The sequence below is a fragment of the Caballeronia ptereochthonis genome, from assembly GCF_001545075.1.
Taxonomy (GTDB): domain Bacteria; phylum Pseudomonadota; class Gammaproteobacteria; order Burkholderiales; family Burkholderiaceae; genus Caballeronia; species Caballeronia ptereochthonis.
On record NZ_FCOB02000018.1, the window covers coordinates 24,514 to 39,167 of the forward strand.

The 14,654-nt window shown below is 61.5% G+C and carries 12 protein-coding genes and 1 pseudogene; 9 read left to right on the forward strand and 4 right to left on the reverse strand.

Annotated elements, in window-relative coordinates:
• The 3 genes and pseudogenes from AWB83_RS19450 to AWB83_RS19460 all read right to left on the reverse strand — a co-directional run bounded on the left by AWB83_RS19450 (window position 1) and on the right by AWB83_RS19460 (window position 2,712).
• Complete coding sequence (locus AWB83_RS19450) at window positions 1-528, reverse strand: GlxA family transcriptional regulator (protein ID WP_244197804.1); 528 nt, start codon at window positions 526-528, stop codon at window positions 1-3.
• 88 nt (window positions 529-616) lie between these two features.
• Window positions 617-1,241, reverse strand: a pseudogene (locus AWB83_RS19455) (ABC transporter permease).
• A gap of 193 nt (window positions 1,242-1,434) precedes the next feature.
• The gene (locus tag AWB83_RS19460) at window positions 1,435-2,712 is read right to left on the reverse strand and encodes an MFS transporter (protein WP_087047255.1); all 1,278 of its coding nucleotides are present in this window, start codon (window positions 2,710-2,712) and stop codon (window positions 1,435-1,437) included.
• 455 nt (window positions 2,713-3,167) lie between these two features.
• On the opposite strand from AWB83_RS19460, the gene AWB83_RS19465 reads away from it, so the two are divergent.
• From AWB83_RS19465 to AWB83_RS19490, 6 genes are all read left to right on the forward strand, one after another.
• Window positions 3,168-3,830 (forward strand): hypothetical protein, encoded by a 663-nt coding sequence (locus AWB83_RS19465; RefSeq protein WP_244197805.1) that lies wholly within the window; start codon window positions 3,168-3,170, stop codon window positions 3,828-3,830.
• Window positions 3,831-4,016: 186 nt separating this feature from the next.
• Window positions 4,017-7,610, forward strand: a complete 3,594-nt coding sequence (locus AWB83_RS19470; RefSeq protein WP_087047256.1) for a type VI secretion system Vgr family protein — start codon at window positions 4,017-4,019, stop codon at window positions 7,608-7,610.
• Window positions 7,600-9,024: a hypothetical protein gene (locus AWB83_RS19475; protein WP_087047257.1), complete on the forward strand. Its 1,425-nt coding sequence runs from the start codon at window positions 7,600-7,602 to the stop codon at window positions 9,022-9,024. The genes AWB83_RS19470 and AWB83_RS19475 overlap by 11 nt, the downstream gene beginning before the upstream one ends.
• A 1-nt stretch (window position 9,025) precedes the next feature.
• Entirely contained in the window at window positions 9,026-9,304 is a 279-nt protein-coding gene (locus AWB83_RS19480) for a PAAR domain-containing protein (RefSeq protein WP_087047258.1), read from the forward strand.
• 11 nt (window positions 9,305-9,315) lie between these two features.
• Window positions 9,316-10,671, forward strand: coding sequence for a KPHS_23130 family T6SS system protein (locus AWB83_RS19485; RefSeq protein ID WP_087047259.1), 1,356 nt, complete (start codon window positions 9,316-9,318; stop codon window positions 10,669-10,671).
• 111 nt (window positions 10,672-10,782) lie between these two features.
• Window positions 10,783-11,055 (forward strand): hypothetical protein, encoded by a 273-nt coding sequence (locus AWB83_RS19490; protein WP_087047260.1) that lies wholly within the window; start codon window positions 10,783-10,785, stop codon window positions 11,053-11,055.
• A gap of 189 nt (window positions 11,056-11,244) precedes the next feature.
• On the opposite strand, the gene AWB83_RS19495 is transcribed toward AWB83_RS19490, so the two are convergent.
• Window positions 11,245-11,427: a hypothetical protein gene (locus AWB83_RS19495; RefSeq protein ID WP_087047261.1), complete on the reverse strand. Its 183-nt coding sequence runs from the start codon at window positions 11,425-11,427 to the stop codon at window positions 11,245-11,247.
• Window positions 11,428-11,789: 362 nt separating this feature from the next.
• Between AWB83_RS19495 and AWB83_RS19500 the strand changes: the two genes are divergently transcribed.
• Genes AWB83_RS19500 through AWB83_RS19510 form a run of 3 tightly spaced genes read left to right on the forward strand, consistent with a single transcriptional unit; the run spans window position 11,790 to window position 14,651 of the window.
• Window positions 11,790-12,569, forward strand: coding sequence for an acetoacetate decarboxylase (locus AWB83_RS19500; RefSeq protein WP_087047262.1), 780 nt, complete (start codon window positions 11,790-11,792; stop codon window positions 12,567-12,569).
• A gap of 21 nt (window positions 12,570-12,590) precedes the next feature.
• On the forward strand, window positions 12,591-13,373 hold the full coding sequence (locus tag AWB83_RS19505; protein WP_087047263.1) for a 3-hydroxybutyrate dehydrogenase: 783 nt from the start codon (window positions 12,591-12,593) through the stop codon (window positions 13,371-13,373).
• A gap of 9 nt (window positions 13,374-13,382) precedes the next feature.
• Window positions 13,383-14,651 carry a DUF3734 domain-containing protein gene (locus tag AWB83_RS19510; RefSeq protein ID WP_087047264.1) on the forward strand — a complete coding sequence of 423 codons (1,269 nt, stop codon included), beginning with the start codon at window positions 13,383-13,385 and terminating at the stop codon, window positions 14,649-14,651.
• The last annotated feature ends 3 nt before the right edge of the window (window positions 14,652-14,654 follow it).

A 14,654-nucleotide genomic window follows, 5' to 3' on the forward strand; every position in this document is an offset into this window, starting at 1 on the left:
TCAGCGCACTTCGCTCGCGGCGCGCTCCTGTCCGGGCGTCCTCGAAAAGAACTGCTTGTAGCAGCGCCCGAGATGCGACGCGCTCGCAAAACCGCAATGCATCGCGACGTCGAGCAGTGAAAGCGACGATTCGCGTATCAGCTTCTGCGCCGCCTTGAGCCGCAATTCCAGATAGAACTGCGACGGCCGCACGTTGAAGTGCCTGATCCACATGCGCTCGAACGTGCGCGGCGAGATGCCCGCGAGCGAGGCGATCGTCTTCATCGGAATGGGGCGCTCGATGTTCTGTTCCATCAGCGTGACCGCATGCACGATGCGCCTGTCCTCCACGCCGTAGCGCCACTGAATCGCCATCTTCTGGCTCTCCTGCGCGGTGCGCATGCGCGTGTGGATGAACTGGTCCGCGACTTCCGCCGCAAGCGGATGCCCGTGCTGGCGCGCGATCAGCTCGAGCATCATGTCGATAGCGGCAGTCCCGCCGCTGCATGTCAGGCGGTCGCCCTCGATGCAGTAGAGATCGCGGCTCACGTCGAGCGAGGGAAATTCGTCGGCGAGCTCCTTGAGCGCTCCCCAGTGAATCGTGCAGCGGCGCTTGGTTGGAGAGCTTGATCATGATTTATTGCGCGTGTCCGGTTTGTTTGCGAAAGCCTGTCATGGCGCCGAGGCGCAGCGCGAGATCGGCCGCGCGGGAAGGAGCGCGAAGGCCCTTGGGCGTGAGGAAGCCGCTGAACCCAGGAAAGACCGATATCCGCCGCGATGGCGAGCACGCTCACGAGGATCGCGTCCGCGATCAACTGGCGCGGGTCCGATTGCGAGATGCCGCGGCTGATGAGCTTGCCGAGCCCGCCCGCGCCGATATACGCCGCGATCGCCGCGATGCCCACGTTGATCACCACCGCCATGCGCACGCCGGCCATGATGATCGGCAGCGCGATCGGAAGCTCGACCTTGCGCAGGCGCGCGCCGGTCGTCATGCCCATGCCGCGCGCGGCCTCACGCAACGCCGGGTCGATGTTGGTGATCGCGGTGTAGGTGTTGCGCACGATCGGCAACTGCGAGTAGAGGAAGAGCGCGACCGAGGGAATGGTCATGATGATCGCGGCGACATACAGCACGATCTTCGCGAGCCGTTCGTTGACCGTGATCGCGAGTCCGACACCCACTCCGACGATCTCGACGTGCTCGCCGGTCATCCTGGCGATGCTCGCCAGGTTGTCCCAGATGAAGGCAAGGGTTTCCACTATGTCTCCTGAGCTCTTGAGAGCCATGTTTATGTTTGGGTGCTGCCGTGGCCTACACGATAGAGCGGAGCGGGGTCATATGGCTGACATCGAGCCGACATTGTTTGTCACAAAAGCGGCATGACGCCGGAGTGACTCGAAATTTTGTTTTTGAATCAGCGATGTAGGAGAATGCGCAGGTTGTCCGCGTTTGTCACCGCGAGGCTGCGCCGCGACGGGCGCGGACGCTGCGAAAGGCAAGCGTCGCGAGCGCGGCGGTGACGATCATCGTGAAGAGATAGATGCCCGAAGGGCCCACGCGGCCCATCACGAACGATGCAGCGATCGGCCCGATGCTTCCACCGAGCGCGAAGGTCAGGAGCAAGCCCGCACTCACCGCCACGCGCTGTCGCGACGAGATCCTGTCGTTCGCATGCGCGACGGCTACGCCGTACACGGTGAAGATCAGGCTGACGTGGAGATAGGCGAGGGGCTGGACGAGCGCCGCGCCATGAAACACGAAGAGCGTCGTGCTCGCGAGCGTGAGCATGGAAGCGATCGCGAGGATGATGCGCTTGCGATCGATCCGGTCCGAAAGATGTGCAAGCGGCCATTGCGGCAACAGCGCGACGATCAGCGCCACGCCCATGAAGCTCGATATCTCTTCGACGGAATAGCCCGCGCCGCGCATGTACACCGGATAGAGCGCGTAGAACGCGCTGTTGAGGAGACCGGCCGCGAAGCATCCCCAGAGCGCGAGCGGTGCGTTCCGCCAGAGCGTCGGCAGCGCCTGGAACTTCGATTTCGGCGGGGATTCGAGCGGGCCGGCGGGCGCGGGCCGTTCGTCGATATCGGCGACGGAGACGCGTGCGAGACTCGCGGGCACAAGCGACAGCGCAAAGAGACACGCGACGAGACTGAACAGCTCGAAGCCGTTCGGATTCGCGAGGCCGATGAGAAACTGCCCCGCGCCCACGCACAGATACGTCGTGATCAGATAGACCGAGAACACGCGTCCACGGATCGCGTTGGGCGCGACGCCGTTGAGCCAGCTTTCCATCACGGCGAAGATGCCGACGAGCGAGAGCCCCGTCATGAAGCGCAGCGTCATCCAGACGGGCGGCGCCGTGCCGAGCGCGTAACCGAGCGCGCTGCATGCCGCGAGCGCGGCGAATGCGGCGAACGCGCGATGATGCCCGACGCGCGCGATCAGCGCCGAGCCGCGCCATGCGCCCAGCATGAAGCCGGTGTAGTAGGCGGCCTGAACGAATCCGATCGTCGAGGAAGGGAAATGCGCCTGAACCATGCGCAACGCCACGAGCGTGCCGAGCAGCCCGTTGCCCATGACGAGCAGCGCGAACCCGAGCAGCAGGCTCGCAATCGAAGAAACGATGCGGCCAAAGGGAAGCCCGCTATCGCCGGAAGCATCGCGCGCATCGCATGTATCGCGTTCGTCGGCCCGACTCGTGCTGCCCAGTTCTTTAGTGCTCACGCTCTTGGCCTCGAATGATTGCGCGGAATCGACGGCTCACTATAAGGACGGGAAAGCACACCCGTGTAGCACCAGAGCGACATCGGCTTGCACGCATGCGGCAATCTGCGACGCCGCGTATGGCGCGACTGGGCGGAGTGGCGCAGGCGCGCTGTTTGCTTGCGTGCCCGCACCGTTTGAAGCCCGGTGCACGCTGGGTGATCGCTCCGATTGCTGCAACATGGTGTCCGAGCCGCTCTCCGGCCCATTCCGATCCCAACATTTTTCGCGCGCTTCGATCAAAATGATCGACATGCCGCGCGTTTTCCATGGAGAACCGCAATGTCCGCATCATCGAACGACCCGCCCGTCTGGTTCATCACCGACGAAGTTCGCGCTCGAAGGGCTCGGGGAGGCGCGCAGCGCATGGACCGACCGTCCCGCGCAATGATCGACCTTGGACGAGCGCTCGCACGATGAACGGGCTCCCCGCGGAAGAAGACCGGATCCGGTCGCTCGTGGCCGCTGATGCCGCCGCGCTGCGCGTCGCGCCGCCGCGCGTGCGCTTCGTGAAGACCTCGGGCGGGCCGTGCTATGAAGCGCTGTCCAACTGCATCGAGATCGACAGGAGCACGCTGGCCTTGCCGGAGCCGCTGCTGCGCATTGTCATTGCGCACGAAGTCGGGCACGCCACGCAGCGCAAGACGATGCTGCTCGACTTCGTCCGGACCGCGCTCGTGGTAGCCGCGCTCATGTCGGTCCCGTGCGTCATGTTCACGACCTTGCCCGACGAAGAGCTGTGGCGCGTGAGCGTGCCGGGCTTCGGCTTCGTGCTTGCCTTCTTCGCTTGCTGGAGGATGCGGCGGGCACATGGGGCGAAACGCGCCGCCGCCCTGGAGCTCGACGCGGATGCGAAGGCGGCGTCGATATACGGCGCGACTCCTGTGCTGCAGGCGCTGGAAGTGATGGCCACGCGCGGACACATCGATGCGGCGCGCCTCGACGCCATGCGCGCGCGTCTTCCGTTTGGGGCGTGTCGGAATTGCTGCTTTCCGTACGGCATTTTCCGTTGCAACGCGGAAAACCTCTCACTTTCAGAAAGTCCTTGTAACCAGCCCAGTGCCGATAGATCCATCTAACATGCCGCGAGCCGGAAAGTCACGTTATCAACGGCCTCTCGTCCTTCGAGCGAACTAGCAGCCGCGGATGGATCGGCTTGGGTTCATCAATGGCAGAATGTGAATTGTTGTCAAATCCAGATGAGCTGGTCCCCAATCGTTTAGGATTCCGTTGGATATTCCGCCAACGATTGAGAGGGAGACTGGTTGACTGTGAGCACAGCCATTTCGGACGCGTCCGCGCGCGCTGGCGTCGACATCCACCCGTTCTACAGCCTGGATCTCAAGGGCGCGCCCGCCGCGGCGCTGGCCGACATCTACGAGTTCGAAGGCACGCGCGGCATCGGCGAGCCGACGAAGTACACGATCCAGTTCACTCATCCCCGACACGACCTGTCGCGCAGCGAATTCCTGAATCACATCGGCGCGCTCGTGATCCAGCCGCCGCCGCGCGAGCGCTGGAGTCAGCCGGAAAGCGCGCGACGCGTGCAGGGCGTGGTGACGCGCTTCGCGCTGAAGGACACAAACCGCGATCAGTCGTTGTACGAGATCGTGCTGGAGTCGCGCCTGGCGCTGCTGCGCAACGCGCCAAAGTGCCGGTTCTTCCTGAACATGACGATCCCCGAGATCATCGGGCAGATCTTGCGGGAGCACGCGTTCAACCAGATCTTCGCCGACTTCCAGTTCCAGCTGGAGCGGACCTATCGCAAGCGCAGCTTCGTCATGCAGTGGGGCGAAGACGACCTGGCGTTCATCACGCGGCTGTGCCAGCGCTCGGGGATCTGGTTCGTGTGCGAGGAAGGGGAGCACTGCGAGCAGGTGCGCTTTTGCAACGACTATGCGCACTACCGGCGGGAGCCTGACCGTCTTACGGTCGCGTATCGGCCTTACAGTGGGCTGGAAACCAGCGGCGTCGAGTCGGTCAGCAAGCTGGAGATGTGCGCGAAGACGTTGCCGGCCGCCTACACGGTGCGCACGTTCAGCACGGAGAGTCCGGTGTCGGAGCCGATCGAGGCGGTCAGCCCGATCCTGGAGGACCGCACCACGTATGGCGAGGCGTACACGTGGGGGACGCCGAACCAGGGCGAGGACGAGGCGAAGGAAGAGGCGCAGCTGCGGCGCGAGGCGGCGTTGGCCGCCCAGCTCGAGTATCGCGGCGAATGCGACATGCTGGACCTGGCGGCCGGCTGTGTGTTGAAACTGTCGAATCGCGACCTGCCCGAGGCGAAGTACGGATTGGTGGTGGTGCGGGCGACGTGTGGCGCATCGCGCAAGAAGCCGTATCACGTGAAGTTCGACGCGATTCCATCCGATCGCCAGTATCGCCTGCCGCTGAAGGAAGAAACGTGGCCCAAAGTCCACGGGGTCGTCACCGGCACGATCGCGTCGTCGGGCGGCTGGAAAGACCCCTACCTGGACCGGCAGGGCGAATACATTGTCGATCTTCATCTGGACCGCGACACGCGCGTGCCGGGTCTGCAAAGCTGCCCGATGCGGCTCGCGAAGCCGTTCGCGGGAGCGGACCAGACGGGCTTCCACTTCGGGCTCGTCGAGGGCACAGTGGTCGGCGTGAGCTTTCTGTGGGGCTGCGTGGACCTGCCCTTCATTAGTCACGTGCTGCATACCGCGCAGCACACGGACCCGATCGTCGCGGGCGCGCCCTGGGGCACGCGTAACACGATCCGCACGCGCTCGAACAACACGCTGGAGATGGATGACCGGCAGGGGCGCGAGCACATCAAGGTGGCTACCGAGCATGGCAAGACGCAACTCAATCTCGGCCACATGGTCGATCGCGGCCAGAGCGAGCGAGGGAGCGGAGCCGAATTGAGATCGGATGGGCCTGCGGCACTGCGCGGCGGGGGTGGCGTGATGGTGTCGGCCTATGCGCGAAACGGCGCGTCCGGCAAGCAGCTCGACATGCAGGAGACTGTTGCGCTGCTTGAGGATGCGTTGGCGCTGGCTAAGGCACTGGCGTCTTCGGCTCAGGCGTCGAAGGCCGAAGCGGCCGATATCGGCAGTCAGCACGCCGTGAACAAGGCGCTCTACAAGCTTGAGCAGTCCGGTGTACTGGTGACCACGCCGGTGTCGGCTGGCGTGGTGAGCGGCAAGAGCGTGCAATTCGTCGCCGGCGAAAACATCATGGGCATCGCCAAGGGCGACGCGAGCTGGAGCGTCTGGAAGCGCTTTACGGTGGCCGCGCACGATATGGTTTCGCTGTTCACGCAGAAAGGCATGAGCCTGATTGCGGCGGCGGGCGCAGTCATCGTGCAGGCCCAGCGCGGGCGCATGCAGCTTGCCTCACAGGACGACATGACGGTGGAATCGGTCAACAACGTGGTTCATGTGAAGGCCGCGAAGGAAATCGTCCTGAACGTGAACGGCACCTACGTGAAAATCAACGGGGGCGGCGTCGAGATTGGTTCGCGCGGTGGGGTGCTGTACCGCACGGCTGGCGTAAAGGGGAGCGGGCCCGCGCAGATGGACTTGAGCGGCGCGGCGTTCTCGCCGCAGTTCGTGCCGTATACGACGGGTTGCGAGGTCTGGCGTACCAACCCTGCCTTTGTGCCGCCGCCGGCTCCCGCGCCCGAGATGATCGCGTCGGGGAGCGGGGGAACGGTAGCGCCTGCACCTGATGCGGGCGGGGTCGCGCCGTCGCCGTTTGGCGACTTGTTCTCGCGCCTCTCTGGCGGGGCTGTGCCGCCGGAGGCGTCTGATTTTTCTCCGTTTGATGGCAAGCCGTCGAACGTGGATACCGACATCCCCAAAGCCAAGGTCACACTGAACAGTCCTGACGACCAGAAGCAAACCGTGGTGACGCCGGATCCGATCAAGCTGGTGAACGCTGTTCCTTGCGACTGGAAAATTTCGGATCTGAGGGCCGACGTGAAGGCGCATATCGAAGCCAAATCGTATTGGGGGATGTTGGATAACCGGACGCCATGGATGAGCGACGATAAAACGACGCAGTATCGAGGCGGTGGTTCCAGATATTCGAATTTCGAGTTTGCGTACAGCGAGCAGGACAAGGCGATTACATGCACGGTGCGTGTAATGCTTGTTCCGATGGAACTGTTTCCGGTCGATGGAATTGGAAAGCGTGATCTTACGGCTGATGACCAAACGGTTCCTTACGATTTTTCCCAGCATTCGACAATGACAGCCGGCTCTGTACGCAAGGGTGTCAAGATGGACTATCGCGATGCGGTCGGGCCAAAGTTCGATGTCAGAGCGCTGACTGGCCGCATCGAGGCCGTGCTGAATCAGGGGAACTACAAGCTGATCCTGGACGGATGCTCCAAGGGTGCGGCGTGCGGCTGCCGTGTGAAGGTCAATTTCAAAGTTGATCTTCGCGTGTCGATCAGGGGTGTGCCCATTAGCGGATTCAGTGAACACGTTGCCCTCCATCTGTACCCCTCCGTCCTTCGAGCGGACACATCTTCATGGGGGGAGCGGCAAAAGTGGCAAGACATAAATCAGGTAATACACGATTATCCAATGGCGAATGTCGAAGCACATGAGTGCGGACACTATTTCAATTTCCCGGATGAATACTACGACCAGGGTGGCTGGCTCCACGAGTCATATATCAAGAACGAGCACATCGATTTTTCGCTGGTCGATGCGAAAACGGGAATTCTCGCGTGGCAAGGACGCTCACAGTCAAATCTAATGGGTTATGGCGCTACGACGCCATTAGATAAAGGTCGCGCAACTATTAGCCCCTATTATCTTGAATATGTACGGCGTCAGTTTTCTCTTGCGACGAACAAATTGTGGAGGGTCGGCTATGACGCGTAGTTCATGGATTACCTATTTGGGCAATGCGGCGTTCTGCTTTTTCCTGCTTGGAAGCAATGCCCATGCTGAGACTGTGAACCCGGAGAAGCAGGAGATGCAATTTAGCTATACAACGAATGGTGCTGCGGATGGCAGCATCAACACCTATGGGAACAATTCAATATCCGTCTCGGGTGAGATTTTAAGGGTTCAGATCGGTGACTCCTCGTTGGATCGGAATATCAATGGGGTCGGTATATATGAACTGAAATTGATGAACCAGAACTTGAGAGGTGCTAGGAAACTTGCGGAATTACTCTGCTCCTCGAAGGACACTACAAGTGGTGTGCCGATCTCCGACCTTTACACAGCGAAATGTGGTGGGGAGATGAGAAGCAGCTACGTCAGGGATTTTAGTCGTGACGTTGCAAGCAAGATTGCTGATTTGGTGGACTCGCTCACAAATGCGGGGATTCAGGACGGGAAAAAGCTTGTGAAGCTTGACCTCTCGCTTGCTTCGGTTGATCGTGAAAAGGACGGATTTTTAGTGTCCGTGAGGTTTACGAATAGCGGTGACTACCCGATCAAGTTCAAGACGCCTGATAAGTGGGATGTCAGAATGGGAAGGCGCATGGCTATTTTGGGTGTAAATGGTTCGCAGGTTAATTCTCCAAAAGATAAATTTGCTCTTGCGTTGGCTGGTCAGTCTCTGGTCAATCCAGAGCAATTTCCTGATGGAGAAGCTAATCTTGCGCCACGCGGCTCTATTGTGATCAAGCTAAAAACTGATTCCATCGAAAAATTTTCTGCTGGCGAATATAATTTGAACGCCGGTACATTCATGGATATTGAGGTCGTTGGAATCCAGTCCAGTCTGGTGCGCGTCGATTTTCATTCCGACTACAAGAATCCGACTCGCGTCACCTTCGACCGCGACTATCCCTCGACCCCGCAGGAGCGCGAGCAGTGGGAGGCAACACACCGCCAGGAAATGTCTTGGCAGCCAGTAAAGCCCGGCGAGACGTTCGCGGAAGACGGCCTTTACCGTGCTGTCCGCACGAACTCCAGCACGCACCGCAGCCTCCAGCTCGTGCCGTTCAAGACAGGAGCCGTTGCAACGACCGACAGGGTAAAGATGCTGATGGAGAACGGTAACGGCATCAGTTTTGACGGTCCCGTGCAGTGGCTGTGGGAAGGCAGCGCGCCGACGCCGGTCACGCAGTATTCGTTCGAGACCATCGAAGAAACCCGGCAGTTCTGCAAGCCGGGGGCGGTATGCCCGCGTAGCGGTCGCTGGCTGCCTCGCATTCGCGAGGGATGGGGCACGGGCTATCGTTACGATCTGGCGGGCATCGTCACGATGCGGCATGGGCAGACGATGCCGGCCGTGAAGGGTGCCGGCGATGCCACCGATTGGGAATGGGTGGGAGCCTGAGATGGGCGCTCATATTTACGAAGGCGACCGCACCACTGCGCGCGGGACCGTGGCCGATGGCATCAACGGCACCGGCTACAACGGACGCAGAATGGGCTATATCGGCGCACCCGTAATCTGCCCTGCGTGCGGCACCACCGGCACGATTGGCCGCAACGGCGAGCGCTTCGAGCAGATGTGGTACGGCAAGGTGCCCGCGCTGGAGGACGACTTGTGCCTGTGTGCCTGCAACCCGAAACCCAGACTGCTTGCCTCGCAGCATGAATGGACAGCTGAGTAACCGGAGGCTGGATGAGTTTTAACTGGAACCGGCAGTTCGCGTCTGAATGGAAGGCACCGGATCCGCCGTCCATCTGGTTCTTTCTCTTGCTGTACGTGTTTGTTGAGGGCGTGGCCCTTGCCGTGGTCGTGCCTGACTTGCCAAAGGGTTCTATGCCCTGGGACAAATTCATACACGATGCAGTAGCCATTCCGTTTTTCTGCTGGACGACACTCAGTTGCCTTGTGTGGCTGCTGGCATATGACATTCCAGCGACGCAGGCCGCGGCGCATAACAGGTCACGCTGGCACCAGATAACCACCTGGCAGCGGCAAAGCCGTGCAGGCATGGCCGTGCTCGACAGCGTGATTCTCACGCCTGAGGCGGACCTTGCCGAGCGCATGCTGAAACTCGAAGGCGAGCCGCCAGAGAATCCCGGAAAGGTCATGCGTCTCGCCAGCATCGAGGGAGCCGATGCCGCCTCGCGTGAACACGCGGTAATTGAAAAACTATTGACACCGCTCGCCGCACGGCTTGCGCTGGCGGCGAAAAGCGATTCATTCGAGATTGTGATCCAGTGCGAGCAGGCTGAATCGTCTCTTAACCTTCAGGCGGTTTGGGCGCGGATCGGCCTGCCAGGCAAGCCTGTTGTGCGGTGGCTGGATAACAGCAGGGATGTCGGGTTTGCGGACACGTGGTTCGAGGGCAAAGCCAATTACTGGCCCTACCATTCGCTGGACATAGCGCCGAAGTACCGCGTCGTGGTGGCGTGGCATCTGAATGACGAAAGCGCGGACGTTAAACCGGACGTTTCGGAAGCAGCCGTGGCGCTACTGTTTGGCATGCCAGCGCTCATGCGGGCAAAGCCGGACCAGAAATGCCAAGCCTGGCTGTTGCGCCAGACCGTCGCGGATGCGGACGAAGCGGGCAAGGCACTTGTGTTGCTGCTGGATTCAGAACAGGTGCCGCGTACACGCATTCGCCACTTCTGGCATAGCAGCCTGAAGGGCCTCGCGCGGCACGCAACCCTTGGAGCCCTGAGGGAATCCGGCCTGAGTGTGGAAGCACATGCGCTTGACTCTGCCATTGGTCCGCAGGCCCCGGTGGCACGCTGGGTGCTCCAGGCGCTGGCGGCACGGATGGCTCATTTCGGCCAGGGCGCACAGCTTATCGCGTTGCCGCATGAGCGGGGTATCGCATTGAATGTGGCCACGAAAGAGCGCGATCCGGTGGCGGTGCCGTGGAAGAAGGAATACGGGTACAACCCGATCTTGGGCCCCGCCTCGGCATGTGCGCATCAGTATGGGCGGTTATCATGCTGCTTCCGCCCAGCGGCTGGAGCACGGCAGACACCGTTGTCACGTGGGTTATTGCGGTTGGAATGGTAGTGCTCTTCCTTCTGCGCCACTACCAGTTGGTTGCACCGATCGTTGAATCGATAGTGGATTATGTGATGAGCTGTATTGGTTGATAAAACACGAATCCATGGGATTAAATGAATGATGTGGAAGGGCATCGCCTTCACACTATTGACTTGGGTTTTTTTGCGGGCGCTCTGCGTACCGGCCGGCATCGGCATGGCGGCGTCGTATCGGGCGATGGTGTCTGCGGGTAAGGACATGAGCGTGGCAATTTCGGCAGGATTCAACGTCAACCCGCTGCGGGCCATTGCGCTGGCGGCGAAAGGCGCGAAGGTGGCGTTGTTCGATCCCGAGCTTGGGCAGTGGCGCTTCGTGGCGCTGGACGGGCTCTGCTGGCAGGGCAACGGTTAGAGGAAGCACGCGCGACAACCCGCCGCTTCCTGCATCGACAACGCGCCGAACTGCGCTGGCGCTGCTCTTCGTGAGCCGGCACATCGCGCGCGAATAGTGCGGCGAGCGGCACGAACGGAAAAGCACGCGCGCCCGCAAGCGCGCGCGCGTGCTTTATACGAAAAGACAAAAAGAGACGAAAAGGGCGTTTTACTGCGACTGCGTGGCGGGCGGCGTCGCGGACTTCTTGCTGTGCTTGTGCTTTTGCCCTTTCTTGTGATACGCGGGACGCGGCTTGTTGTCCGGATACTCTGCAGCCGCGTACGACAGGGTCGGCGCCGCGAAAGCCGCCAGCACCAAAAGCACGAGAGACTTCTTCAAGGACGTTTTCATCGGAGACTCGCTTTGAGGAGATGGCCTGAAAAGGCAAAGCAGCCCACAGCCCGCCGCTTTGCACCCCAAGAATACAAGACCGGAAACCTGTCTGCAGCCAGGGGACAACCGGCCCGATCGGGCGCGTGCGATCGAACCCGCGCGCAACTGTCGCGCTTTCTATCCCGCAGCGGTCCGCTGCGGCAACAGTATATTGCACAAAAAAATGCAATTCGTCAGTGCGCTTGACTAAGGCCTTGAACCGGCGGGATATTTGTCGCTTCGCACTGCTTCGATAGGCGGGTTTGCGGTGCCTGGGGTCCGCGACAAATGTCATCGACTCCATCTACTATCGTGCCTGTTCTCAACTCAGGGACGAAAAAGTGAAAGAAGACGACATCCGCAGGAATGCCTTCGCCATGCCTGTGCACAATCCCGCCTACCCGCGCCCGCCGTTCCGCTTTCTCAATCGCGAGTACTTCATCATCTCCTACGAGACGGATCTCGACGCATTGCGCGCGGTGGTTCCCGAGCCGCTGGAAGTGGACAGCGGTCTCGTGCATTACGAATTCATCCGCATGCCGGATTCATCCGGTTTCGGCGACTACACCGAAAGCGGCCAGGTGATCTCCGTCATCGATCCGGACGGGAACAAGGCCAGCTATACGCACGCGATGTACCTCGACGACGAAGGTCCGATCGCGGGCGGCCGTGAAATCTGGGGCTTTCCGAAGAAGCTGGCGTCGCCGCGTCTGTCCGTCGACGGCAAGGACACGCTGCTCGGCACGCTCGATTACGGTACGCAGCGCATCGCGACCGGCACGATGGGCTACAAGTACCGCCCGCTCGATCTCGAAGCGGAGCGCAAGAAGCTCGCGGATACGCCGAACTATCTGCTCAAGGTTCTGCCGCATGTGGACGGCACCGCGCGCGTGTGCGAACTGGTGCGCTTCTTTCTGCGCGACGTGAGCGTGCTTGGCGCATGGGAAGGCCCGGCCGCGCTCGAACTGCACGCGCATGCGCTCGCGCCGATCGCGGACCTGCCGGTGCGCAAGGTGGTCGGCGCGCGGCATGTCATCGCGAATCTCACGCTCGATATCGGGGAAGTCGCCTACGACTATCTCGCACCCGCGGATGAGCTCAGGCTCGCGGTCAATCAATAACATCACTAAAGGAACAAGCAAATGGCACTGCAAGGAAAAGTCGCGCTCGTGACGGGCGCAGCGAGCGGCATCGGCGAACAGACCGCGCGCAAGCTCGCGGCCGATGGCGCGGCCGTCGTGATCGCCGACCTGAATCTCGCGAATGCGCAGAAGGTCGCGGACAGCATCGTCGAAACGGGCGCGAAGGCGATCGCCGTCGCGATGGACGTGACCAACGAAGACGCCGTGAACGCTGGCATCGAAGAGACGGTCGCGAAGCTGGGCGGCATCGACGTGCTCGTGTCGAACGCGGGCATTCAGATCGTCGCGCCGATCGAGGAGTACGCGTTTTCCGACTGGAAGAAGATGCTCGCCATCCATCTGGACGGCGCGTTCCTCACGACGAAAGCCGCGATCAAGCACATGTACGCATCGGGCAAGGGCGGCTCGATCATCTACATGGGCTCGGTGCACTCGCATGAGGCGTCGAAGCTGAAGTCGGCGTATGTCACGGCGAAACACGGCTTGCTGGGCCTCGCGCGCGTCGTCGCGAAGGAAGGCGGCCCGCGCGGCGTGCGCGCCAACGTGGTGTGCCCCGGCTTCGTGCGCACGCCGCTCGTCGAGAAACAGATTCCCGAGCAGGCGAAGGCGCTCGGCATTTCCGAAGAAGAGGTCGTGAAGAATGTGATGCTGAAGGAAACGGTCGACGGCGAATTCACGACCGTCGCCGATGTCGCGAACACCGTGGCATTCCTCGCGGGCTTCGAGTCGAACGCGCTGACCGGCCAGTCCGTCGTCGTGAGCCATGGCTGGTTCATGCAATAAGGAGAATCCATGCGCCGCAGTCAACGCAACACACTCACGCAGGCGAATCACATCGCGCTGCCGGACTACGATGAGGTTTGCCTCGTGCTGCAAGGCGGCGGCGCGCTGGGTTCCTATCAGGCCGGCGTGTTCGAAGGCCTGGGCGAAGTCGGCGTCGAACCGACGTGGACGTCGGGCATTTCCATCGGCGCGCTGAATACCGCGATCATCGCGGGCAATGCGCCCGAGAACCGCGTGGCCGCGCTGCGCGGTTTCTGGAACACGATCTGCCAGCCGGCGGACCTGATCGGCCACGTCGGCGCGTTCTTGCCCGCGGCGTTCGGCTTCGCCAATCTCGGGCGCAAGTTCTCGAGCATGTGGGCGGCGGCGCGCGCGCTGACGGAAGGGCAGAAGGGCTTCTTCTCGCCGCGCGTGCAAGTGCCCGGTCTCGTTCCGAACACGAAGAGCAAGCGGCCGAGCGAAGTGAGCTATTACGATACTTCCGCGCTGCGCTCGACGCTGCTGCAATTCGCGGATTTCGACCGCATCAACGATGGCGCCATGCGCGTGTCGGTGGGAGCGGTGAACGTGCGCACTGGCAATCTCGTCTACTTCGACAACACGAAGACGCGTCTCAGGCCCGAGCACTTCATGGCGTCGGGCGCGTTGCCGCCGGGCTTTCCGGCGGTCGAGATCGACGGCGAGTTCTACTGGGACGGCGGCCTCGTGTCGAATACGCCGCTGACGGAGATCATCCGCGAGAGCCAGCACCGGGACACGCTCGTGTTCCAGGTCGATCTGTGGAGCGCGCGCGGCACGCTGCCGGGCGATTTTCTCGACGTGAGCGAGCGCACGAAGGACATCCAGTATTCGAGCCGAACGCGCGCGATCACCGATTTCGTTTCGCACAACCAGAAGCATGCGCGGCTCATCAAGGAGCTGCTCGAGCACGTTCCCGAGAAGGTGCGGCGCTCGCATCCGCTGTTGCGCGAGGCGCAGAAGGTGGCGGACGGCGGCGCGGTGAACGTCGTGCATCTCATCTACAAGAACAAGTTCTTCGAAGGGCACTACAAGGACTACGAGTTCAGCAACGACACGATGGACGAGCACTGGGCAAGCGGTCTCGAAGACATCCGCCGCTCGTTCGGGCATCCGGAGTGGTTCGAGATTCCGAGCCACGACCTGGGCTTCGTCACGCATGACGTGCATCGTTACGAGCCCGCACCGAAGCCGACGGCCGAGATGCCGAAGGCCGCGTCGAAGAAGCTCGATGACGTGGATGTGGCGGAAGGCGTTTGAAGC

Bases quoted from the DNA above. Each gene is read 5' to 3' on its own strand.
- AWB83_RS19465 (WP_244197805.1), top strand. From the start codon at position 3,168: ATGAACGGGCTCCCCGCGGAAGAAGACCGGATCCGGTCGCTCGTGGCC.
- AWB83_RS19475 (WP_087047257.1), top strand. From the start codon at position 7,600: ATGACGCGTAGTTCATGGATTACCTATTTGGGCAATGCGGCGTTCTGC.
- AWB83_RS19480 (WP_087047258.1), top strand. From the start codon at position 9,026: ATGGGCGCTCATATTTACGAAGGCGACCGCACCACTGCGCGCGGGACC.
- AWB83_RS19485 (WP_087047259.1), top strand. From the start codon at position 9,316: ATGAGTTTTAACTGGAACCGGCAGTTCGCGTCTGAATGGAAGGCACCG.
- AWB83_RS19490 (WP_087047260.1), top strand. From the start codon at position 10,783: ATGATGTGGAAGGGCATCGCCTTCACACTATTGACTTGGGTTTTTTTG.
- AWB83_RS19495 (WP_087047261.1), bottom strand. From the start codon at position 11,427: ATGAAAACGTCCTTGAAGAAGTCTCTCGTGCTTTTGGTGCTGGCGGCT.
- AWB83_RS19505 (WP_087047263.1), top strand. From the start codon at position 12,591: ATGGCACTGCAAGGAAAAGTCGCGCTCGTGACGGGCGCAGCGAGCGGC.
- AWB83_RS19510 (WP_087047264.1), top strand. From the start codon at position 13,383: ATGCGCCGCAGTCAACGCAACACACTCACGCAGGCGAATCACATCGCG.